Below are 21,105 nucleotides of genomic sequence, written 5' to 3'. Positions count from 1 at the left end.
GGAAGCTAAGCCTTTCAGCGCCGATGGTACTGCAGGGGGGACCCTGTGGGAGAGTAGGACGCCGCCGAACAATCATTGTGGGAAAGCCCCGCACCAGCCCGTTCAGGGTTCGGTGCGGGGCTTTTCTGCGTTCACGGCCCGGAATACGGAGCCGGGAAATGTAGGTGAGCCGGCGGTGCTCCCGTCGTTAAGATCCCCGGCATGAGCGATGACCATGTGATCAGGGCCGTACGGGGCGACGAGTGGGAGAAGGTCAAGGAGCTGCGGTTGGTGGCGCTCCGGGATCCGGTCGCGGCCGTGGCCTTCCTGGAGACCGAGGAGGGGGCACTCGCCCAGCGCGACGAGTACTGGCAGCAGCGTGCCGCGAGGGCTGCCGAGGGGCGGGGTGCCCGGCAGTTCATCGCCGAGGCCGCTGACGGGCGGTGGGTCGGGTCCGTCACGGTGCTCATCGAGGCGCAGGGGGGCACCGACTACTTCGGTGAGCCCATCGAGCAGCAGCAGGGCCACGTGGTCGGCGTGTTCGTACGGCCCGAGCAGCGCGGGAGCGGGCTCGTGGAGAGGCTGTTCGACGCCGCCCTCGCCTGGGCCTGGTCGCTGGAGGCGCCGGTGACCGAGCGGATGCGGTTGTTCGTGCACGAGGACAACGTGAGGGCGGAGAGCTTCTACCGGCGGTACGGGTTCGAGGCGAGCGGTCTGCTGATACCGCTGGAGACGGGTGCCAAGGAGCGGGAGTACGTCTACACGCGGCCGGCCGGGTGCGGCGCGGGCGTGTGACCACGACCGTCGTCGCGGTCACACGGCGGTGCGGACACGCCGGGGACCACATCCCCGCAGGTGGAAGACGCGCTGCGCGCTGCGGGCACGCCCTCTAGGGGAGGGTGGCTTCCGGCCAGCGGGAGCGGGCCTGTTCGCGGCTGCGGCACAGGGCGAGCAGGGGGAGCGTTCCGCCGGTCAGGAGTTCCGGGAGCCGGGGGATCGGGGCCACGGCGGCCACGTCGTCCAGCACCAGGGAGAGTGGTGGGTCGAGCCGACCGTGGGATGACCGTGCGGCCATGCGGCGGCCGTGCTCGACCACGTGAGAGGCGAGTGCGGTGAGCAAGGGCATCGCACCCGGGTGGGTGCGGGGATCCTCCAGAGCTTCACCCACCAGGTAGAGGGTGCCCCCTTCGGCGACGAATGATGCCAGGGCGAGGGCATCAGCTCGGTTCGGGTTGCAGGCCTCGCGGATGTGGATCGAGGTCAGGCAGGACAGGGCACGGGCCGTCAGGCTCTGGGCGAGCTCGCGGCGTTCGGGGTGGGCGGTGAGGGCGCTCTCCAGTTCGCCGGCCGCGCCGGGGGCGGCCTGGGGGTGGGTGCGCAGGACGCGGACCGGGTCCTGGGCGTTGTTGCCCTGGGCCCAGCGGTGGAGCAGCTTGAACGGGCGGTCGTCCAGGGCGGCGGCCTGGAGCCAGCTGCGCAGGAGGGTTTCCGCGGTGTCGGCCACCGCCGCGTCCATGCGGGCCTGGGGGCGTACGGGGGCCAGCAGGGCGATCGCGCGGGCGGCGGCGGTGTCGCGGTCGGCGCAGCCCTCCGCCGGGTTCCAGTGCATGCGGGCCGGGGTGTCGCACAGGTGGGAGGGGTCGTAGAGGAGGACCGGGCCGAGTTTGGCGCGGGCGTCCTTGGTCTCGGCCCAGAGGGTAGGGGAGGAGGTCACGATGAGGGCCGCCCCCTCGATCTCGGCGATGCGGTGGGTGGCGGCGCGGAAGCGGTCGTTCGGGCCGCCGTAGACGATGCCGGTCGCCGGTGCGGTGGTGGTTGCGGCTGCTGCCGGCCGGGGGGCGTAGCCGAAGCCGTAGCGGTAGGCCTCGTCGGACGGTGCGGTGGCCGCGGGTGCGGCGCCGTTGCCGGGGGCGCTGCCCCCGGACCCCCGCGCCTCAAACGCCGGCGGGGCTGGAGTGGGGGCGCTGGCCCGGGTCCCCTGTGCCTCGAACGCCGGCGGGGCTGGGGTGGGGGCGCTGGCCCGGGTCCCCTGTGCCTCGAACGCCGGCGGGGCTGGGGTGGGGGCGCTGGCCCGGGTCCCCTGCGCCTCGAACGCCGGCGGGGCTGGGGTGGGGGCCGGAGGGTTCTCTGTGGGGTGTTCGGCCAGGGCGCGGCGGGACTTGGTGCGGGCGATCACGCCGATGGCGAAGACGGTGAGTACGAACATCACCAGGAGCTGGCCGACGAACAGGCCCCAGAAGAGTCCCCAGCCCGACAGGGCCGCGGGGTCGGTGTCCGGCCAGGCGGCCGGGATGTCGTGCGGTTGCGCTATCAGGGCGCGGACGGCCCCCGGGGTCCGGGTGAAGGTGACGGTGCCGGGCCAGGTGCCGTGCGCGAGTACGGCCGCGAGGCCGGTGGCCGACCAGACGAGGACGGCGAGGCCCAGGAGGAAGGCCAGGAGGCCGACCAGCAGGCCGTCCGGGATGCCGCCGCCGCGTGCGGGGGGCTCCGTACGTCGTGCCTCGTGCATGGTCAGGCCACCGTGGTCGCGGATCCGGGGCCGCCGCGGCGGCGTTCGATGGACAGGGCCCTTTCCTCCGCCTCCAGTTCGGCGGCGAGCATGTCGGCGGGGAGGCGGGTCGGGGTGGAGGACTCGGTCATGGCGCGGTCGGTGAAGACGAGGGGGCGTTCGGCTTCGGTGATCAGGTGTTTGACCACCTGGACGTTGCCGTTGACGTCCCAGACCGCGATGCCGGGGGTGAGGGTCGGGATGATTTCCACGGCCCAGCGGGGCAGGCCGAGTACGCGGCCGGTGGCCCGGGCCTCGTCCGCCTTCTGGGCGTAGATGGTTCTGGTCGAGGCCATCTTGAGGATGGCCGCGGCTTCGCGTGCGGCGGCGCCGTCGACGACGTCGGAGAGGTGGTGGACGACGGCGACGAAGGATAGGCCGAGGCGGCGGCCGAACTTCAGCAGGCGCTGGAACAGCTGGGCCACGAAGGGGCTGTTGATGATGTGCCAGGCCTCCTCGACCAGGAAGATGCGCTTCTTCCGGTCGGGGCGGATCCAGGTGTGCTCCAGCCAGACGCCGACGATCGCCATGAGGATCGGCATGGCGATGGAGTTGCGGTCGATGTGGGAGAGGTCGAAGACGATCAGCGGGGCGTCGAGGTCGATGCCGACGGTGGTGGGGCCGTCGAACATGCCGCGCAGGTCGCCGTCGACGAGGCGGTCGATGACGAGCGCGACGTCGAGGCCCCAGGCCCGGACATCGTCTATGTCGACGTTCATGGCGAGGGCGGATTCGGGCTCGGGGTGGCGCAGTTGCTCGACGATGTCGGTCAGGACCGGCTGGCGGGTGGTGATGGTGTCCACCACGTAGGCGTGCGCGACCTTGAGGGCGAAGCCGGCGCGTTCGTCGAGGCCGTGGCCCATGGCCACCTCGATGATGGTCCGGAGCAGGGCGAGCTGCCCGGTCGCGGTGATCGCCGGGTCGAGGGGGTTGAGGCGGATGCCGTCGTCGTTGGCGGCGATCGGATCCAGGCGGATGGGGGTTATCCCCAGCTGCTGGGCGATCAGGTTCCACTCGCCGACGCCGTCCTCGCCCTGGGCGTCGAGGACGACGACCTGGCGGTCCTTGAAGCGGAGCTGGCGCAGGACGTAGGTCTTTTCGAGGGCTGACTTTCCGTTTCCGGATTCGCCGAGGACCAGCCAGTGGGGGGCCGGGAGCTGCTGGCCGTACAGCTGGAAGGGGTCGTAGATGTACCCCTTGCCGCTGTAGACCTCGCGGCCGATGATGACGCCGGAGTCGCCGAGTCCGGGGGCGGCGGTGGGCAGGTAGACGGCTTGCGCCTGCCCGGTGGAGGTGCGGACGGGCAGGCGCGTGGTTTCGACTTTGCCGAAGAGGAAGCTGGTGAAGGCGTCCGTCAGGGCGGACATGGGATCTCGCATGGGCGGCACTTCCCTCCAGCTAGCGTCGGATGCCGGTGGCGAACGGCAAGGTGTTGACGAAGGCGCGGTGGTGCTCGCGGTCGCACCATTCCAGCTTCAGGTAGGACTTGCCGGCGGAGGCGCGGATCGTCCGCTTGTCGCGGGCGAGGGCCTCCGGTGAACGTGAGGACACCGTGATGTACCCGACGAGGTTGACTCCCGCCGCACCGCTGGCGAGATCTTCACCTCTTTGGTCGAGCCGGCCGTGCGCGGCGATGTCCCGGGGGTCGACGGTCCGGTTCATCTTGGCGGCGCGGGAGGCGTCGGCCTCGTCGTTGGTCTTCTCGGTGAGCATGCGCTCGATGGCGACCTCGGTGGGCTCCAGGTCCATGGTGACGGCGACCGTACGGATCACGTCGGGGGTGTGGACGAGCAGCGGGGCGAGGAAGTTGACGCCGACGGGGGTCATCGGCCACTCCTTGACCCAGGCGGTGGCGTGGCACCAGGGGGCGCGGGTGGAGGACTCGCGGGTCTTGGCCTGGAGGAAGGTGGGCTCCACGGCGTCGAGCTCGGCGGGCCAGGCGTTGCGCTTGGTCATGGCCTGGATGTGGTCGATGGGGTGGTCCGGGTCGTACATGGAGTGCACGAGGGAGGAGAGGCGGCCCTGGCCCAGCGGCTGGCGGACGCGGATGTCGGCCTCGGCGAGGCGGGCGCAGATGTCGGTGAGCTCGCGGGCCATGACGATGGCGAGGCCGGCGTCGCGGTCGAGCTTGCGGCCCTTGTGGGGGGTGCCGGCGCGGGCGATGGCGTTGGCCTCGGCGGCGAGATCGCGCGTGTAGTGCATGCAGGCGACGAGGTACGCGCGGTGCTGCTCGGAGGAGGTGGACACCATCGACTGGAGCTGGTCGTAGGAGTCGCGGAGCCAGCCGGGGGCCTGGGTGTCGCCGCGCTGGGCCACGTCCTTGGCGTGCGCGTCGGGGTCGGCGGGGAGGGTGCGGGCGAGCATCTGGAGGCGGGTGACGAAGCCGTCGCCGTTGGCCACGTGCTTGAGGAGGGTGCCGAAGCGGTCGACGAGGGCTTCCTGGTCCTCGCTGTCGCGCAGGCCGACGCCGGGGCCTTCGATCTCGATGGCGGCGGTGACGGTGCGGCGGTCCGCGTGCAGGAGGACGGCGATCTCGTCGGGGCCGAAGGGGGCGGCGAGCCAGTTGATGCGGCCGATGCCGGGGGGCGGGCCGACCTCGACCTCGCGGCCGTCGGAGCCGCGGATGCCGGCTTCCATGGCGCCGGAGCGGTAGGTCGTACCGCGGCGCAGGGTCCGCTTGTAGCTGCGGCTGATCTCGAACCAGCGGTAGAAGGTGCGGCCCTTGTACGGGACGTACACGGCGGCGAGCGCGATCATGGGGAAGCCGGCGAGGCTGACGATGCGCAGGGTGAGGTCGGGGACGAGCAGTCCGCTCATCATGCCGAAGAACGCCCCGGCGATGATCAGGGCGATCTCTCCGGTCTCGCGGTTCTTGCCGACGATCGCGTTCGGCCGGGCCCGGCCGATGAGATACGTGCGGCGGGGCGCGACCGGGTGCATCTGGTGGGACTGGGTCGTCAACGCCCGTCACCTCCTGTGTTCCTCGTGCTCGAACTCGTGCGGGGTGCGGGTGCGGCGGAGGGGACGGATCCGCCGCCTCCGCCGCCGGAGGTGGGGCGGCTGCTGTGGGCGGCCACGCCTCCGGAGAGGGGGTTGGCGGGGCGGGGCGCGTGGTTGCCGCCGCCGTCGCCGCCACGGTGGGCGCCGCGGCTGCTGTGGGTCTTGATGCCCTGCGAGACGAGGGACGCCGGGGAGCTGATGACGGCGGCGGCCTGGGCGCCGTCGGTGGCCTTGCTGCGGTTGGAGCGGGCGGAGGCGATCTCGTCGCCGAAGCCGGGGACGAAGCGGTAGATCATCGCGGAGGCGAAGATCGCCAGGAGGATGATGGCGAGGCCGGTGACGACGGCGGAGAAGGCGTTCGGGCCCTTTTCGCCGGTCAGGGCTCCGGCGAGGCCGAGGACGATGACGATGACCGGCTTCACGAGGATGACGGCGATCATGATGCCGGCCCAGCGGCGGACGTGGCCCCAGAGGTTGCGGTCGACGAGTCCGGAGTAGACGACGACGCCGAGGAGGGCGCCGACGTAGAGGAGGGCGGCCCGGATGAACAGCTCCAGGTAGAGCACGCCGGCGGCGAGGACGGTGACGAGCGCGACGACGATCAGCATGATCGGGCCGCCGCCGATGTCGTCGCCCTTCTTGAGGGCTTCGGAGAAGGAGCCGAAGAAGACGTCGGTCTGGCCGCCGGTGGCGGAGGCGATGACCTCGGTGACGCCGTCGGTGGCTGAGACGACGGTGTAGAGGATGAGGGGGGTGAAGGCGGAGGCGAGGACGGTGAGCCAGAGGAAGCCGATGGCTTCGGACATGGCGGTGGTGAGGGGGACGCCGCGGACGGCGCGCTTGGCGACGGCGAAGAGCCAGAGGACGAGGGTGAGGATGGTGGAGGCGGCGAAGACGACGGAGTACTGCTTGAGGAAGGCGGGGTTGGTGAAGTCGACCTCGGCCGAGCCCTTTACCGCTTCGCTGAGCTTGGTGACGATCCAGGCGGCGGCGTCGGCGCAGCCGCGGGCGAGGGAGGCGAGGGGGTTGAGGGCGTCTCCGCCGTCGCTGGGCGCAAGTCCCGTCCCAGGGGTGCCGCCGGATGTGCCCGTTCCGCTCTGGCAGTACTGCTTGGAGGGGCCGTCGAGCAGTGCGCAGGGGTCAGCGGTCGCCTGGGGTGTGGCGGTCGGTGTCGGCGCCGGCACGGGAGCGGCGTGGGCGGCTGACGCCATGGCTACGACGGCGAGGTGGGCGGAGGCGATCAGGCCCAGCCGGGCGGGGAGCCGGAGGCTAGCGGGCATAGGTGAATCCCCCGAATTCCTTGATGGCCTTGCTCATGTCGTCCGACGTCGACACGGGGACATCGCCGGGTACGGGGGCGGGCCCGTCCTGCTGGGTGTCGTCGATGACTCTCCAGCCCTCGCCGATCCAGCTCAGTTCGAAGGTCCAGGTCTTCCAGAGAGTCCGCACCGGGTCGGTGGACTTGGGGCCGGACATGCCGATCAGACCGGTGTACCAGACGGCGATCTTGGCCGTGGTCGGCGTGTAGCTCTCCACGCGGGTGCCGATCGGGACGGTACGGGTGACGAAGGTGCTGCCCTGCGGGGCGTTGCCGTTGGCATCGAGCCCCAGCTTCGCGAGGAAGTCGGCCGAGTAGGCCTCGTCCTGCGGGCCCTTCAGGCGGGATGCCACGTCGGGTGCGTAGATGCCGTCCACCAAGGTGTGCCGGCTGTTCTTCTTGAACATGCCGTCAGAACCCAGTGCCACCGCGAAGTTCGCGGCGGCCGACTGGGCTCCCTGTTCGTCGTGGGCGAAGCCCTTGGGGATGCCTGCCGATTTGCCCGTCACCGGGTCCGTGCCCGTGGCCGCCGTGGAGGAGTCCGTCGGGGGTTTGTCCGAGGCGGGGTCGGACCTGGTGTCGGGGGCCGAGTTGGCGAAGGCGATGGCCGCGATCAGGAGGACCACCACGCCGACCACGGTGATCAGGCTGCGGGAGGTGCGCGGGGTGCGGCGGGTGGGGCCGTAGGGGTCGGCCGGGGCGTCCGGGAGGCGGGTGCGGGTCTGGCCGGTGCCGCCGACCTCGCCGTAGCCGCCGGCGCCGCCGTACTGGTCGTCGTTGCTCATTGCCTGTCCGCCCCCTCCGCGTCGTACGACGGTAGCGCTGGTTCCCGCGTGGATGTGGTGTGGTGATGCGTCATCAGCTACGGGGCCCGGCGCGTGACCCGGCTAGACGGCCATCCCGTAGACGATCGTGAACAGCGTCCCGAGGGAGCCGATGATGAAGACTCCGGTCAGCCCGGCCACGATCAGGCCCTTGCCCTGTTCCGCGCTGAACGTGTCGCGCAGGGCGGTCGCTCCGATGCGCTGTTTGGCCGCCCCCCAGATGGCGATGCCCAGGCAGAGCAGGATCGCGACGGCCATGACCACCTCGATCATGACCTTCGCTTCGTTGCCGAGACTGCCGAAAGGCCCCCAGTTCGGGGCGATTCCGCCGATGATGGTGGTGATGTCGCCCTTTTCGGCTGCCAGGATCATGTAACTCACCGCCCCTGTATGGGTAGTTCCGGAAGCCCCTTGCCCGATGGCAGGGGTTACGCACTATCTTCGCTGATGAAACCGCCGCCGTCGTCGACTTGACGGCTCTCTTTACCCGATCTCGCGGCCCGCGCTCCGCTTCCGCGCTCTGACCTGGGCAGGGGCGGTGTGTACGCGCGAGAACATGTGGTCACTCTGTGTATCACGAGGGGTGACGCCGGGCAATGATTGTCGTCTCGGCGTACGGGGGGTGAGGTGAGGGGCCGCCGTTCGGAGCAGCGGCGTGGCGTGTCGTTGGGCCGGCCCGCCGACATGTGTCCGATCCTCTTCCCGTCGTTTCATCGGTGCGCAGGGGCGTGGCGGTGGAGCTGTCGGCCGGGTTGTCAGTGGGGTGCGGCAGGCTGGGGAGCATGACGACTCCATGGACTCTCGCGGACCTCGAGGCGGCCATCCGGGCGGGATGGTCGGCCGAGACCTGTGAGCCCTCCGACATCACGAAGATCCCCTGGACTCCGGAGAATCCGGGCTGGGGGCACTGTGACATCACCGCCCTCGTGGTGCAGGACCTGGTGGGCGGGGACCTGATGCTGGGCGAGGTGTTCCACGACGGCCGGCAGGAGGGCTACCACTGGTGGAACCTGCTGCCCGGGGGTATCCGGATCGATCTGACGCGGGAGCAGTTCCGGCGGGGGGAGACGGTCACGCCGGGGCGGGTCGTCAAGCGGCCGGGCGGGCGGTTGCGCAGGCGGTGGGAGGAGTACCAGCTGCTGCGGCAGCGGGTCATCGACAAGCTGGGCCCGTTGCCTGGGGTGATGGTGAGGCAGGACGGGCGGCGGCTCGCCTATACGGACTTCGGGGGGCCGGGGGCGCCGCTGCTGGCGCTGCACGGGCACTTCGCGGAGGGGGTGGGGGCCTTCGAGCGCCTGGCGCGGGAGCTGGGTCCGGCGTGGCGGGTGATCGCCCTGGACCAGCGGGGGCACGGGAGGTCCGACCGGGCGGCGGAGTACACGCGGGACGGGTACGTGGCGGATGCGGCGGCCCTGCTGGAGCAGCTGGGGCTGGGGCCGGCGGTGGTGCTGGGGCATTCGCTGGGCGGGGTCAACGCGTACCAGCTCGCGGCGCGGCGGCCGGATCTGGTGCGGGCGGTGGTGGTCGAGGACATCGGGGCGGTGGTCGACGGCGACCTGACGTTCGCGCGGGAGTGGCCGAGACGGGCCGCGACCCGGGCCGGGTTCCTGGCGGGGGTGGGGAGCTCGGCGCCGCACCTGGAGGGGTCCTTGCAGGAGTACCCGGACGGGTGGGGGACGGCGTTCGAGGTGGAGGACATGGTGGAGTCCCAGCGGGGGCTGAACGGGGACCACTGGGGGGACTGGCTGGGGGTGCGGAAGCCGACGCTGCTCGTGCGGGGGGACCGGAGCGGGGTGCTGTCGGCGGAGCATGCGCGGGAGATGACGGTGCGCAGGGCGGGGGTGCGGTTGGTGGAGTTGCCGGCGGGGCATGCGGTGCGGGTCGGGGACCCGGAGGGGTACTTCGCTGCCGTGCGGGGGTTTTTGGCGCGGGTGTGACGGTGCGGGCGGCGGGGGGCGGGGCAGGTGCGGCGCCGTTGCTGGGGCTCCGCCCCGGACCCCGCGCCTCAAATGCCGGCGGGGCTGGGAGAGCGGGGCTCCGCCCCGGACCCCGCGCCTCAAGCGCCGGCGGGGCTGGGGGAGGCCGGGCGGGGATGGAAGGGCGGGGGTCAGGTCCAGTGGGTGGGGCGGGTGAGGGTAGGGGGGATTCGGGTGGTGGGGTCGCCCTGGGCCGCGTTCAGCTGGGGTTGGGTGAGGAAGATGGCGTCGCGGAGGTCCGCCCCGCGGAGATTGGTGTCGCGGAGGTCCGCGCCGATCAGGTCCGCCGTGCGGAGGTCGGCTCGGGAGAGGTCGGCGGCGATCAAGTAGGCGCCGCGGAGGTTTGCGCCGCGCAGGTCGGCTCCGGAGAGGCGGGCGCCCATCAGGTCGGTGCCGCGGTGGTTCTTCTTGCGGCCCGGCACCTTCGCCCGGACGAGTTCGCTGGTCTTCAGGAGCAGGGTGTTGATCTGCTGGCGGAGGGGGCCGACGTCCAGGTCGGCCAGGGCCTGCGCGTCGGCGCGGGTCCATTCCTCGGTCTCCGCCAGGGCCCGGCGCAGGTCCGCGTGGACCGGGGCGGCGGCGGGGAGGGTCAGGGCCTGGCTCACGTAGAAGAGCAGTTCGTGGAGCTGCCGCAGTACCGGGAAGACCTCGAACATCTGGCGGGACGTGCCGGGGTGGGTGCGCCAGTCGCGGCCGCCGAAGGTGACCTGGGAGACCTGCTGCCCCGCGCCGAAGCAGTCGAAGACGGTGCAGCCCTGGAAGCCCTTGTCGCGCAGCCGGGTGTGAATGCCGCAGCGGAAGTCCTGCTGGAGGTTCTTGCAGGGGGTTCCGGCGGGCTTGTTCATGGCGAAGTCGTTGGACTTGGCGAAGGGCAGCGCAACGCAGCAGAGCGCGAAGCAGTTCGCGCAGTCGGCCTGCAGGACGGGGAGCGCGGGGAGGTCGGAGGCGGCGGGGTGGTTCGGCACGCCGTCCATTGTCCCCCGTCGTGCCGGGTGCCCGGGGTCTTGATCCACGGGGCGGTGGCGGTGAGCATCGCCGTATGACAGAAGTGATCGCAGTCGCCGTTATTACGCTCCTCGCCGTGATCAGTCCCGGTGCCGACTTCGCCATGGTGGTCCGCAACAGCTATCTCTACGGGCGCCCCACCGGGCTGTTCGCCGCCGCGGGGGTCGCGGCCGGCGTGCTGGTCCACGTCTCCTACACGATGCTCGGGGTCGGTCTGCTGATCGCCTCGTCCACCGCGCTGTTCACCGCGATCAAGCTGGCGGGCGCGGCCTATCTGGTGTGGATCGGGATACGCACCTTCCGGGCGCGGGCCGAGGTGACCGTGGACCTGGAGTCGAAGCCGCAGCTGACCCGGCTGGGGGCGATGCGGTCGGGCTTCCTGACCAATGTGCTCAATCCGAAGACGACGCTGTTCGTGGTGTCGACCTTCACGCAGGTGGTGAACCCGGAGACCCCGGTGTGGCAGCAGGCGGGCTACGGGCTGTTCATGTCGGCGGCGCACCTGGGCTGGTTCGGGGCGGTCGCGCTGTTCTTCTCCGTCTCGCGGCTGCGCGACCGGATGCTGAAGGCGCAGAAGGCGCTGAACCGGGCCATCGGGTCGGTGCTGGTGGGGCTGGGGGTGGGGCTGGGGTTCGCCCGCTGAGGCGATCGCCGAGGGGATCCCAGGGGCTGGTGGCCGGGGTTACCTGTCGGTAGCGTGGTCGGCATGGGTGCTGGCGAGGGGTACGAGGGATTCTTCGAGAGGGTCGACGCCGGGCGGTTCCTGGCCACCGAGTACACGCGGGGGCCGTGGGACCCGGGCTCCCAGCACGCCGGGCCGCCGGCCGCGCTGCTCGGGCGGGCCGTCGAGGAGCGGCCGGGCGCGCGTACGGACATGCGGATCGCCCGGATCACGTACGAGATCCTGCGGCCGGTGCCGATCGGCGAGCTGGAGATCACCACCAGTGTGCTGCGGGCCGGCCGCGGGACCGAGGTGGTCGAGGCGGCCCTGGCGCCGGCGGGCGGCGCGCCCGTGATGCTGGCGCGGGCCCTGCGGATCCGGGTCGCGCAGGAGGCCGTGCCGGCCGTGGTCCCGGGGCCACAGCTGCCGCCGCCCGGGGAGGTGGAGGTGACGCCGTTCTTCCCGGTGCCGTGGGAGACCGGCTACCACTCGGCCATGGAGACCCGGTTCACCGAGGGCGCCTTCGTCGAACTGGGCCCCGGCACCTGCTGGATGCGGATGAAGGTGCCGCTCGTCGCCGGGGAGGAGACCAGGCCGCTGGACCGGGTGCTGATCGCCGCCGACTCGGGGAACGGGATCAGCTCGGTGATGGACTTCGGGCGGTACGTCTTCATCAACGGTGACCTGACCGTCCATCTGCACCGCCATCCGGTGGGCGAGTGGGCGTGCGTCCAGGCCCGTACGAGTGTGGACGCGGCCGGGATCGGGCTCGCGGACGCGCGGCTGCACGACGAGAAGGGGCCCATCGGACGGAGCGCGCAGAGCCTTTTCGTGGCGCCGCGTTCCTAGACCTTCTCTTCGCGTCAACCCGGGTCCGTGGCGCGGGAGTCGGTGTGGCAGGCTCGTGCCGGTGGAGGCCCTGAGAGACGTCGACCCCGCGCAGATCGGGGCGCATGCGCTGTTGGCCCGGCTCGGTGCCGGGGGGATGGGGCAGGTGTACCTCGGGCGGTCGCCCGGTGGGCGCCTGGTCGCCGTGAAGGTGATCCGGGAGGAGATCACCGGGCATCCGGAGGCGCTGGCCCGGTTCCGGCGTGAGGCCGAGACCGTGCGTGCGGTGCGGTCGGCGTACACGGCGAACCTGATCGACGCCTCGCTGGCGGCGGCGCCGTACTGGCTGGCGACCGAGTACGTGGCGGGCCCGACGCTCGGTCATGCGGTGGCGGAGCGCGGTGGTTTGCCCGCGGACACCTGCCGGCGGCTGTTCGCGGCCCTCGCGGAGGGGCTGGCGAGCGTGCACGCGTACGGGGTGACGCACCGGGACCTCAAGCCGCAGAACGTCATCCTGGGCGCGCAGGGGCCGCAGCTCATCGACTTCGGCATCGCGCGGGGCGTGGGCGAGACGGCTCTCACCCAGGACGGGCAGGCCCCGGGGACGCCGGGGTACACGGCGCCGGAGGTGCTGCTGGGTGCGGAGGCCGGGGCCGCGGCGGACATCTTCGCGCTGGGCGCGACGCTCGCGTACGCGGCGACGGGGCGGCCGCCGTTCGGTACGGGTGTGGCGGCGACGGTGAGCTACCGGGCGGTGCACGAGCCGGTCGACGTGGCCGGGGTGGAGCCGGGGCTGGCGGGGCTGATCGAGGCCTGCGTGGCGAAGGATCCGGCGGTGCGGCCGGGCCTGCGCGAGGTCATCGCCCGGTGCGGGGTCCGGGACGCGCTGGTCGACGATCCGGTGTACCTCGGGTTGGGTGCGCTGGGTGAGGCCGTGCCGGTGCATGAGATGCGCACGCAGGGGCCGGGGCGCCCGTACGTTCCGACGGCGGTCGATCAGGCGCCGCGGGCCGGGCGGGGTGCGGGGCTGCGGCGCGGCGCCATGGTCGGTGCGGGGGTGGCCGTGGCGGTGGCGCTCTCCCTGACGGCCTGGAAGCTGATCCCGTTCGACGGCAGTGGCAGTGGCAGCGGAAGCGGAAGTGGAAGTGGCGGCAACGGTGGCGGCGCCACGGCCACGCCGCCCGCGGCGCAGGGCGGGCAGTCACCCGCGGCCACCAGTTCCCAGCATGCGTCCAAGCCACCGGCCGAATACATCGACAACAACCAGATCTCGCGCTACGTGTGGACCGGCTCTCCCGACCTGGACCTGGCCGTTCAGGGCGTCGGCCAGTGCAATCAGCCGGCCGAGGAGAAGTCTCCGGGCGCCGGCTTCCAGTCGGCCGTGTCGACCACCAGCGTCAACGGGAAGCCGGGCAGGACCGCGTCCGTCAAGATGCGGATCAAATACGCGGAGATGGCCCAGTCCGCGCCGGATCCCTACTACGTGTCCGTGGCGGTCAAGTCCCCCCACGACATCGAGCCGTCCACGGGCAAGCCCTTCCCCATGGACAACCGGGCTGTCGGCTACACGAGCAAGCCCGTCGACATCTACACGCATGCGAAGTCGGGTGGCGACGTGACACTCACTTACCCGGACGACTTCACGATGCACGCCGCGGGCAAGACGTGGCCCGCTGTGCCCCTGTCCGCCGACCCTGGGGACTGGACGGTGGTCTTCTACCACGTCGAAGATGATCCTACGAAGTACGCGAGCATCGCCTGTTCGGGCTTCCGAGTGGGGTAGTAGGACATGCGACACGGCCGAATCGCTCGTTGAAGTGACGGCGATGGGGGAGGGTTGACGCGTGCGCAGATTCTGGATGGTCGGCGGGATCGGTATCGGGCTGTGTCTGGCGTTCGTGGCGCTCCTCGTCGTGGGGACGTACTCGGCGGCGGCAGGCCTCGTGGGGTCCGGTGCGGGTGCCCGCACGGTGGGGCTGGCGAAGGGGGCCGTACCCGCCAAGTACCAGGCACTGGTGGAGAAGTGGGGCGATCTCTGCCCGGCCATCAACCCGGCCCTGCTCGCCGCTCAGCTGTACTCCGAGAGCGGCTGGAACCCGAGTGCCGTGAGTCCGGCGGACGCGCGCGGTATCGCGCAGTTCATTCCGGGCACGTGGGCGGGCCACGGTATCGACGGGGACGGGGACGGGGACCGGGACATCTGGGACCCGAACGACGCGATCCCGTCGGCTGCCTCGTACGACTGCGAGCTGGCCAAGGACGTGGCGAGCGTGCCCGGGGACGATGCGTCGAACATGCTCGCGGCCTACAACGCGGGCGCGTACGCGGTCATCAAGTACGGCGGAGTGCCCCCGTACAAGGAGACCCAGGGGTACGTGAAGGCCATCACCACGCTGGCCAAGAGTTTCGAGCGGCCCGTCGGGCGGGTGGCGCCCTCGCAACAGGCCGCCGGGGCCATCTACTTCGCGCAGAAGCAGCTCGGGACGCCGTATCTGTGGGGTGGCAACGGGACGCCCGATCAGGACGGGCGGTTCGACTGTTCCGGGTTGACCAAGGCCGCGTACGAGACCGTCGGGATCGAGTTGCCGCGCGTGGCGAACGACCAGTACAACGCCGGGGCGCACCCTTCGCGCGATCAACTCCTGCCCGGTGACCTCGTCTTCTTCTCCGATGATCTGACGAACTCTCGGGAGATCCGGCACGTCGGTCTCTATGTGGGCGGCGGATACATGATCAACGCCCCTTACACCGGTGCCGTGATCCGGTTCGACAAGATCGACACCCCGGACTACTTCGGTGCGACGCGCGTGACCAAGGACGGTGCGGAGGCCCTTCCGGAGCGGTCCGGCGCCGCCCGCGCGGCATAGCAACTCTCCGTAATGCAAAGGCCCTGAGCTGCGACGATGGGTCACTCTTCGATAACGTTGGAGTGATCATTGCGTGGAGAATGGAACGCAGGAGCCAGAACGGGCGTTCCATGGGCGCGGGGGTTGATCAAGTGGGGGGCGGAGGGGCGCACACAGGGGTGCGTCCCACAGGGGAACCACGGCAAGGGCAAGGGGCCGCATCACCATGGCTGGACTCACAACAGGTGGGCCGAACGTGGATGTCAGCCTGCTGTACGAGATCAACGGGGCCGCCCGGCACGCTCCGGGGTGGCTCGACCGGGTCGTGAGCCTGGCCGGTGAGTACGGGATCCTGCTGGCCCTGGTGCTCCTGGTCCTGTGGTGCTGGCGCGGCGCCCGCCGCCAGGACGAGGCCGCCGCCGTCGAGTCCGTCGCCGCGCTCGTCTGGGCCCCGCTGGCCGCCGGGCTGGCGCTGCTCGTGAATGTGCCGCTGCGTGAATTCGTGGGGCGGCCGCGGCCGTTCCGCCAGCACGAGGGCCTGCACGTGCTCGACCCCGCCTTCGGCTGGGGGCTCGGGCGCACCGAGTTCTCCTTCGTCAGCGGCCACACCACCCTCGCGATGGCCCTGGGCGCAGGCCTGTTCGTGGCGAACCGGAAGTTCGGCCTCCTGGGGATCGGGCTGGCCTTCGCCGAGGGCCTGTGCCGGGTCTACATGGGGATCCACTACCCGACCGACGTCATCGGCGGCCTCGCCCTCGGCACCGCGGTGGTGCTCGTGCTCGCGCCTCTCGCCATGGCGGCGCTGACCCCGTTGGTGCGGGCGGTGGCCCGCTCGCGGCGCGGAGGCCGGCTCGTACGGGCCAAGAACGCCGCGCTGCCCCGGCCGGTCGGCCTCCCGCAGGCACAGACCCCGCCCGCGGGGCAGCGTACGCACGAGAGCGACCTCGCCGCCTGACACCGGCACCGGTGGCGGTGCGGGGCCGGGATCAGCCCTGCGCGTACGCATTCCATACGGCGAGCAGTACGGCCGCCAGCAGGCACAGCAGCGCCGCCCCGAAGCACATCCGCACCGCCTTCGGCCGGGAGCGCGTACGGGACCGGGACCGGGTCCGGGGCCGGGTCCGCGGCATCAGGGATCACCGCCGTCGGTGCCGCGGCGGTACCGGGAGCGCAGCCACCAGCCGGTCGCCCCGGCCGCGGCCGAGGTGCGTCCGATGGCCGGGGCCACGCCCGCCGGGCTGTCCGCCGCGCCCACGGGTCCGGCCCAGGCCGCGGCGGCCGGGGCGGACACGATGAGCAGGGCCCGGAGAAGGGTCGCGAAGCGGGCTGCGGAACCTGGCATGGATCAAGGGCATCCGCTGCGGACCGCCCCGGCCAGCCGGGCGGTCCGAACGGCCTACCCCGCCCGGCTACGGCTGCGGGTGGCGGGCCGCGTCTCTGCGTGCCAGGTCACGGGAGCGGCGGGCGGGACCGCTCCAGCCGCACGTGCAGACGGCCAGGCAGAACGATCCGCGATCGGCGGTGGATGTGGTGTGGCCGGCCGGCGGCTCCGGCCGCGCGTGCGGCCGCGGGAGCGGCAGGGAGTCAAGCGGAAGGACCAGTCTCGCTTCGGTGTGCGGTTCCACAGGACCACGGTACCGGGGCGGGTGGCGCGCGGGGAGGGCGCGCCCCCGTGACGGGAAACCCCGGACCTCGTTAAACGGAGCGGGTGGGGGCCTCGGGCAAGCAGCGGTCATGCGTTGGGGGTTGGCAGGCGATGGTGGATCACCAGCACAGGCGGCCGCGCGGGCGTGCGGGTGAGGCGGTGCTCGCCGCCGGCGTCACCCTGGCCGTCACGACGATGGCCGGGTGCGCGGGCGACGTGAGCGACGGCCGGCCTCCGCCGGACCCGGCGGCGGTGGTCCGCGGGGCCGCCGACGCACTGGCGAGGACCGGCAGTGCGCGGGCCCGTACGGCCATGGAGATGGCCACGGGCGGCACCCGGGTCACGATCCGCGGCGAGGGCGGCGTGGACTTCAAGAAGCGGATGGGCCAGCTCATCGTGATGCTCCCGGCCGACGTGAAGGGCAAGGCCGAGCACCGGCCCATCACCGAGCTGCTCGTGCCGGGCGCGCTCTACATGAAGAACCGCGGCGCGGGCGTCCCGGACGACAAGTGGGTCCGGGTCGACACGACGGCCCTGAACGACGGGAACCTGGTCACGGGCGGGGCTACCGATCCGCTGGTCGCGGCCGAGCTGCTGCGGGGCGCGCAGGAGGTGACGTACGTGGGGGAGACCGAGGTGGCGGGTACCAAGGTGCGGCACTACCGGGGGACCACCGACATCGGGCGGGCCGCGGGGAGCGCGTCACCGGAGTTGCGGGGGGCGCTCCAGGCGGCGGCGAAAGGGTTCAGCACGGACACGGTGCCGTTCGACGCCTACCTGGACGAGGAGGGGCGCCTGCGGAAGGTCAGACACCGGTTCACGTACGTCAACAATGGCGTGATCGATGTGTCGTCGACCACGCTGCTGTACGGGTTCGGGACGCCGGTGACCGTCGTATTGCCCGCAAGTGGGGACATTTACGCCGGGAAGATCTCCGACCAGTGAGGCGGGCAGGGGAAGGGCGGCGCGATCGGGCCATGGCCCGGTATCCGGAAATGGTCCATCCGTGTCATGCGGGGGACGGCACGGCCTCCCTACGCTGAGAAGCCGGGCGCCGGCGCGTGGTGCGGTGCGGTATGACCGATGACGGCCGGTGGCCGGTGGCAGATTGAGGTGACACGCGTGACTCCCGCAGGCGGTACGACGGTGCAGGACCACGTTGCTCTCGCCGAGATCGAGCTGTGTGGTGAGCTGATCATCGCCGCGTCGGCGGCCGCCGAGGAGAGGCTCAGCCTGGACCGTATCGACGAGGTCCTGCTCGGGCAGTAGCCGTTCGCCTGCCGCGCCGCTGCTGGGGCTCTGCCCCCGACCCCGCGCCTCAAACGCCGGCGGGGCTGAGGGTGCGCCTCAAACGCCGGCGGGGCTGGGAGGTGCGGGGCTTGGCTGCGGGTCAGGTGCGCAGGAGGCGGGCGATGGCCTTGGTGGCTTCCTCGACCTTCGCGTCGATCTCGGTGCCGCCCTTGACCGCGGCGTCGGCGACGCAGTGCCGCAGGTGTTCCTCCAGCAGCTGGAGCGCGAAGGACTGCAGTGCCTTCGTGCTCGCCGAGACCTGGGTGAGTATGTCGATGCAGTAGACGTCCTCGTCGACGAGCCGCTGGAGGCCGCGGATCTGGCCCTCGATCCGGCGCAGCCGCTTGAGGTGCTCGTCCTTCTGGTGGTGATAGCCGTGGACGGCTCCGGAGCCCTCCGCCTCGATGGTCGTCATACGTCCTCCCGTGGTCCGGAACGAGGGGGTGCATGCGCTATGCATACCCCTCATGGGTATAGGGTACTGGGCCCCGCCGTCCTGGGCAGGGGGTCCGTGGTCCCCACTCTGCCCGATGGAGGACACTGTGGAACGGCCGGTTAGCCGTGGCCGGGGGATGCGCCTAGCATCAGCCTGACCGAATCCAATGCACCCCGAGGACCTCACGTGCGATTTCGTCTGACCCCCAGGGAGACGAGCTTCTACGACATGTTCGCCGCATCCGCGGACAACATCGTCACGGGCTCCAAGCTCCTGATGGAACTGCTCGGAGCGGACTCCTCCGCCCGGGCCGAGATCGCGGAGCGGATGCGGGCAGCGGAGCACGCGGGGGACGACGCCACTCACGCGATCTTCCACCAGCTGAACTCCTCCTTCATCACGCCCTTCGACCGCGAGGACATCTACAACCTGGCCTCGTCGCTCGACGACATCATGGACTTCATGGAGGAGGCCGTCGACCTCGTCGTCCTCTACAACGTGGAGGAGCTCCCCAAGGGTGTCGAGCAGCAGATCGAGGTGCTGGCGCGCGCGGCCGAGCTGACCGCCGAGGCCATGCCGCACCTGCGGACGATGGACAACCTGACCGAGTACTGGATCGAGGTCAACCGCCTCGAGAACCAGGCCGACCAGATCCACCGCAAGCTGCTCGCCCAGCTCTTCAACGGCAAGTACGACGCCATCGAGGTGCTGAAGCTCAAGCAGATCGTCGACGTGCTCGAAGAGGCGGCCGACGCGTTCGAGCACGTTGCGAACACGGTGGAGACCATCGCGGTCAAGGAGTCCTGAGCCTCGTGGACACCTTTGCTCTGGTCGTGACCATCGGTGTCGCGCTCGGCTTCACGTATACGAACGGTTTCCACGACTCGGCGAACGCGATCGCGACGTCCGTCTCGACGCGGGCGCTGACCCCGCGCGCGGCGCTGGCGATGGCGGCCGTGATGAACCTCGCCGGTGCCTTCCTGGGCAGCGGTGTGGCCAAGACGGTCAGCCAGGGCCTGATCGAGACGCCCACGGGCGCCACGGGCATGTGGATCCTGTTCGCGGCGCTGGTCGGCGCGATCGTCTGGAACCTGATCACCTGGTACTTCGGGCTGCCCTCGTCCTCCTCGCACGCGCTGTTCGGCGGCATGGTGGGCGCGGCGCTGGCCGGCGGTACGGAGGTGATCTGGTCGGGGGTCCTCGACAAGGTCGTCATCCCGATGTTCGTCTCGCCGGTCGTCGGCCTGGTCGTCGGTTACCTGGTGATGGTGGCCATCCTGTGGATGTTCCGCCGGTCCAACCCGCACAAGGCGAAGCACGGCTTCCGTATCGCGCAGACGGTCTCGGCGGCCGCGATGGCGCTCGGACACGGTCTGCAGGACGCGCAGAAGACCATGGGCATCGTCGTGATGGCCCTGGTCATCGCCGATGTGCAGAGCGCCGACGCGCCGATCCCGGTCTGGGTCAAGGTCGTGTGTGCCGTGATGCTGTCGCTGGGTACGTACGCGGGTGGCTGGCGCATCATGCGTACGCTCGGCCGCAAGATCATCGAGCTGGACCCGCCGCAGGGCTTCGCGGCGGAGACCACGGGTGCCTCGATCATGTTCGGTTCGGCGTACCTCTTCCACGCGCCGATCTCCACCACCCACGTGATCACTTCGGCGATCATGGGTGTGGGCGCGACCAAGCGCGTGAACGCAGTCCGCTGGGGCGTCGCCAAGAACATCATCCTGGGCTGGTTCATCACGATGCCGGCCGCGGCGCTGGTCGCGGCGCTGAGCTTCTGGATCGTGGACCTGGCGTTCGTGTAGGACACGAGTCGATAGGTCCCCGGGTCCACGGGTCCATGGACGAAAGCGGGCCGGCTCCCCCCACCCAGGGGGAGCCGGCCCTTTTCTTTCTTTCGCCTTGCGGTGGCACCGCCATGCAGCACCGCAGGACGTCTGGTCCCGGTTTAGCCGAAGCGACCCGAGATGTAGTCCTCGGTCGCCTGGACGGACGGGTTCGAGAAGATCCGGTCCGTGTCGTCGAGCTCGATGAGCTTGCCGGGCTGGCCGACGGCCGAGAGGTTGAAGAAGGCGGTGCGGTCCGAGACGCGGGCCGCCTGCTGCATGTTGTGCGTCACGATGACGATCGTGAAGCGCTCCTTGAGCTCGCCGATCAGGTCCTCGATCGCCAGGGTGGAGATCGGGTCCAGGGCGGAGCAGGGCTCGTCCATCAGCAGGACCTGGGGCTCGACCGCGATGGCGCGGGCGATGCACAGACGCTGCTGCTGGCCGCCGGAGAGGCCGGAGCCGGGCTTGTTCAGGCGGTCCTTGACCTCGTTCCAGAGGTTGGCGCCCTGGAGCGACTTCTCGACTATGTCCGTGAGCTCGGACTTCTTGAAGTTGCCGTTGAGCCGCAGGCCCGCCGCCACGTTGTCGAAGATCGACATGGTGGGGAAGGGGTTCGGGCGCTGGAAGACCATGCCGACGGTGCGGCGGACCGCGACGGGGTCCACGCCGGTGCCGTACAGGTTCTCGTCGTCCAGCAGGACCTTGCCCTCGACGCGGCCGCCGGGGGTGACCTCGTGCATGCGGTTCAGGGTGCGCAGGAAGGTGGACTTGCCGCAGCCGGAGGGGCCGATGAAGGCCGTCACGGAGCGGGGCTCCACGGTCATCGAGATGTCATCGATGGCCTTGTGGGTGCCGTAGAAGGCGGACAGTCCGGAGACGTCGATTCGCTTCGCCATGAGGGGTCACTTCGCTTT

The 21,105-nt window shown here is 71.0% G+C and carries 22 protein-coding genes and 1 rRNA gene; 12 read left to right on the top strand and 11 right to left on the bottom strand.

Features of this window, described 5'->3' with window-relative positions:
• Together rrf and ACZ573_RS26765 are read left to right on the top strand one after the other, a co-directional pair.
• Positions 1-70 (top strand): 5S ribosomal RNA (gene rrf, locus ACZ573_RS26770); the annotation flags it as partial.
• A gap of 131 nt (positions 71-201) precedes the next feature.
• Entirely contained in the window at positions 202-774 is a 573-nt protein-coding gene (locus tag ACZ573_RS26765) for a GNAT family N-acetyltransferase (RefSeq protein WP_471308443.1), read from the top strand.
• 94 nt (positions 775-868) lie between these two features.
• On the opposite strand, the gene ACZ573_RS26760 is transcribed toward ACZ573_RS26765, so the two are convergent.
• The 6 genes from ACZ573_RS26760 to ACZ573_RS26735 form a co-directional block, all read right to left on the bottom strand.
• Complete coding sequence (locus ACZ573_RS26760) at positions 869-2,488, bottom strand: type VI secretion protein (protein WP_471308438.1); 1,620 nt, start codon at positions 2,486-2,488, stop codon at positions 869-871.
• A 2-nt stretch (positions 2,489-2,490) separates the two neighbouring features.
• Entirely contained in the window at positions 2,491-3,906 is a 1,416-nt protein-coding gene (locus ACZ573_RS26755) for an ATP-binding protein (RefSeq protein WP_301369563.1), read from the bottom strand.
• A gap of 19 nt (positions 3,907-3,925) precedes the next feature.
• Positions 3,926-5,488, bottom strand: coding sequence for an SCO6880 family protein (locus tag ACZ573_RS26750; RefSeq protein WP_471308435.1), 1,563 nt, complete (start codon positions 5,486-5,488; stop codon positions 3,926-3,928).
• Positions 5,485-6,807: a hypothetical protein gene (locus ACZ573_RS26745; RefSeq protein ID WP_471308433.1), complete on the bottom strand. Its 1,323-nt coding sequence runs from the start codon at positions 6,805-6,807 to the stop codon at positions 5,485-5,487. The genes ACZ573_RS26750 and ACZ573_RS26745 overlap by 4 nt, the downstream gene beginning before the upstream one ends.
• Positions 6,797-7,630, bottom strand: coding sequence for a DUF8175 domain-containg protein (locus ACZ573_RS26740; protein WP_471308430.1), 834 nt, complete (start codon positions 7,628-7,630; stop codon positions 6,797-6,799). Before ACZ573_RS26740 ends, ACZ573_RS26745 begins: the two co-directional genes overlap by 11 nt.
• 102 nt (positions 7,631-7,732) lie before the next feature.
• Positions 7,733-8,041 (bottom strand): hypothetical protein, encoded by a 309-nt coding sequence (locus ACZ573_RS26735; protein ID WP_008742356.1) that lies wholly within the window; start codon positions 8,039-8,041, stop codon positions 7,733-7,735.
• A 410-nt stretch (positions 8,042-8,451) separates the two neighbouring features.
• Between ACZ573_RS26735 and ACZ573_RS26730 the strand changes: the two genes are divergently transcribed.
• Positions 8,452-9,606 (top strand): alpha/beta fold hydrolase, encoded by a 1,155-nt coding sequence (locus ACZ573_RS26730; RefSeq protein ID WP_471308428.1) that lies wholly within the window; start codon positions 8,452-8,454, stop codon positions 9,604-9,606.
• 170 nt (positions 9,607-9,776) lie between these two features.
• On the opposite strand, the gene ACZ573_RS26725 is transcribed toward ACZ573_RS26730, so the two are convergent.
• Complete coding sequence (locus tag ACZ573_RS26725) at positions 9,777-10,619, bottom strand: pentapeptide repeat-containing protein (protein WP_471308425.1); 843 nt, start codon at positions 10,617-10,619, stop codon at positions 9,777-9,779.
• A 65-nt stretch (positions 10,620-10,684) separates the two neighbouring features.
• Between ACZ573_RS26725 and ACZ573_RS26720 the strand changes: the two genes are divergently transcribed.
• From ACZ573_RS26720 to ACZ573_RS26700, 5 genes are all read left to right on the top strand, one after another.
• On the top strand, positions 10,685-11,293 hold the full coding sequence (locus ACZ573_RS26720) for a LysE family translocator (protein ID WP_189973185.1): 609 nt from the start codon (positions 10,685-10,687) through the stop codon (positions 11,291-11,293).
• Positions 11,294-11,356: 63 nt separating this feature from the next.
• A complete protein-coding gene (locus ACZ573_RS26715) occupies positions 11,357-12,160 on the top strand; it encodes a thioesterase family protein (protein ID WP_471308422.1) in 804 nt (267 codons plus the stop codon).
• 61 nt (positions 12,161-12,221) lie between these two features.
• Entirely contained in the window at positions 12,222-13,922 is a 1,701-nt protein-coding gene (locus tag ACZ573_RS26710; protein ID WP_471308419.1) for a serine/threonine-protein kinase, read from the top strand.
• Between the two features lie 76 nt (positions 13,923-13,998).
• Positions 13,999-15,006 (top strand): C40 family peptidase, encoded by a 1,008-nt coding sequence (locus tag ACZ573_RS26705; RefSeq protein ID WP_471308466.1) that lies wholly within the window; start codon positions 13,999-14,001, stop codon positions 15,004-15,006.
• A 205-nt stretch (positions 15,007-15,211) separates the two neighbouring features.
• Positions 15,212-15,940 (top strand): phosphatase PAP2 family protein, encoded by a 729-nt coding sequence (locus ACZ573_RS26700; protein ID WP_471308417.1) that lies wholly within the window; start codon positions 15,212-15,214, stop codon positions 15,938-15,940.
• A 31-nt stretch (positions 15,941-15,971) separates the two neighbouring features.
• Here the strand turns inward: ACZ573_RS26700 and ACZ573_RS26695 are convergent, their stop codons facing one another.
• The gene (locus ACZ573_RS26695) at positions 15,972-16,115 is read right to left on the bottom strand and encodes a hypothetical protein (RefSeq protein WP_471308414.1); all 144 of its coding nucleotides are present in this window, start codon (positions 16,113-16,115) and stop codon (positions 15,972-15,974) included.
• Positions 16,115-16,327, bottom strand: a complete 213-nt coding sequence (locus ACZ573_RS26690) for a hypothetical protein (RefSeq protein WP_471308412.1) — start codon at positions 16,325-16,327, stop codon at positions 16,115-16,117. The genes ACZ573_RS26695 and ACZ573_RS26690 overlap by 1 nt, the downstream gene beginning before the upstream one ends.
• 414 nt (positions 16,328-16,741) lie before the next feature.
• Between ACZ573_RS26690 and ACZ573_RS26685 the strand changes: the two genes are divergently transcribed.
• The gene (locus tag ACZ573_RS26685; protein ID WP_471308409.1) at positions 16,742-17,575 is read left to right on the top strand and encodes an SCO4651 family lipoprotein; all 834 of its coding nucleotides are present in this window, start codon (positions 16,742-16,744) and stop codon (positions 17,573-17,575) included.
• A gap of 138 nt (positions 17,576-17,713) precedes the next feature.
• Positions 17,714-17,899 carry a hypothetical protein gene (locus ACZ573_RS26680; protein ID WP_373045639.1) on the top strand — a complete coding sequence of 62 codons (186 nt, stop codon included), beginning with the start codon at positions 17,714-17,716 and terminating at the stop codon, positions 17,897-17,899.
• Between the two features lie 121 nt (positions 17,900-18,020).
• On the opposite strand, the gene ACZ573_RS26675 is transcribed toward ACZ573_RS26680, so the two are convergent.
• Positions 18,021-18,335, bottom strand: a complete 315-nt coding sequence (locus tag ACZ573_RS26675) for a metal-sensitive transcriptional regulator (RefSeq protein WP_030009310.1) — start codon at positions 18,333-18,335, stop codon at positions 18,021-18,023.
• 207 nt (positions 18,336-18,542) lie between these two features.
• On the opposite strand from ACZ573_RS26675, the gene ACZ573_RS26670 reads away from it, so the two are divergent.
• Positions 18,543-19,163, top strand: a complete 621-nt coding sequence (locus tag ACZ573_RS26670; protein WP_008742369.1) for a DUF47 domain-containing protein — start codon at positions 18,543-18,545, stop codon at positions 19,161-19,163.
• Between the two features lie 5 nt (positions 19,164-19,168).
• Positions 19,169-20,167 carry an inorganic phosphate transporter gene (locus ACZ573_RS26665; protein WP_301369575.1) on the top strand — a complete coding sequence of 333 codons (999 nt, stop codon included), beginning with the start codon at positions 19,169-19,171 and terminating at the stop codon, positions 20,165-20,167.
• 143 nt (positions 20,168-20,310) lie between these two features.
• On the opposite strand, the gene pstB is transcribed toward ACZ573_RS26665, so the two are convergent.
• Positions 20,311-21,087: a phosphate ABC transporter ATP-binding protein PstB gene (gene pstB, locus ACZ573_RS26660; RefSeq protein ID WP_030728551.1), complete on the bottom strand. Its 777-nt coding sequence runs from the start codon at positions 21,085-21,087 to the stop codon at positions 20,311-20,313.
• Between the last annotated feature and the right edge of the window lie 18 nt (positions 21,088-21,105).

The sequence above is a fragment of the Streptomyces sp. NPDC040545 genome (assembly GCF_055595065.1).
Note: the sequence above shows the minus strand (reverse complement) of the source record. Positions and strands in the feature narration are given on the sequence as shown.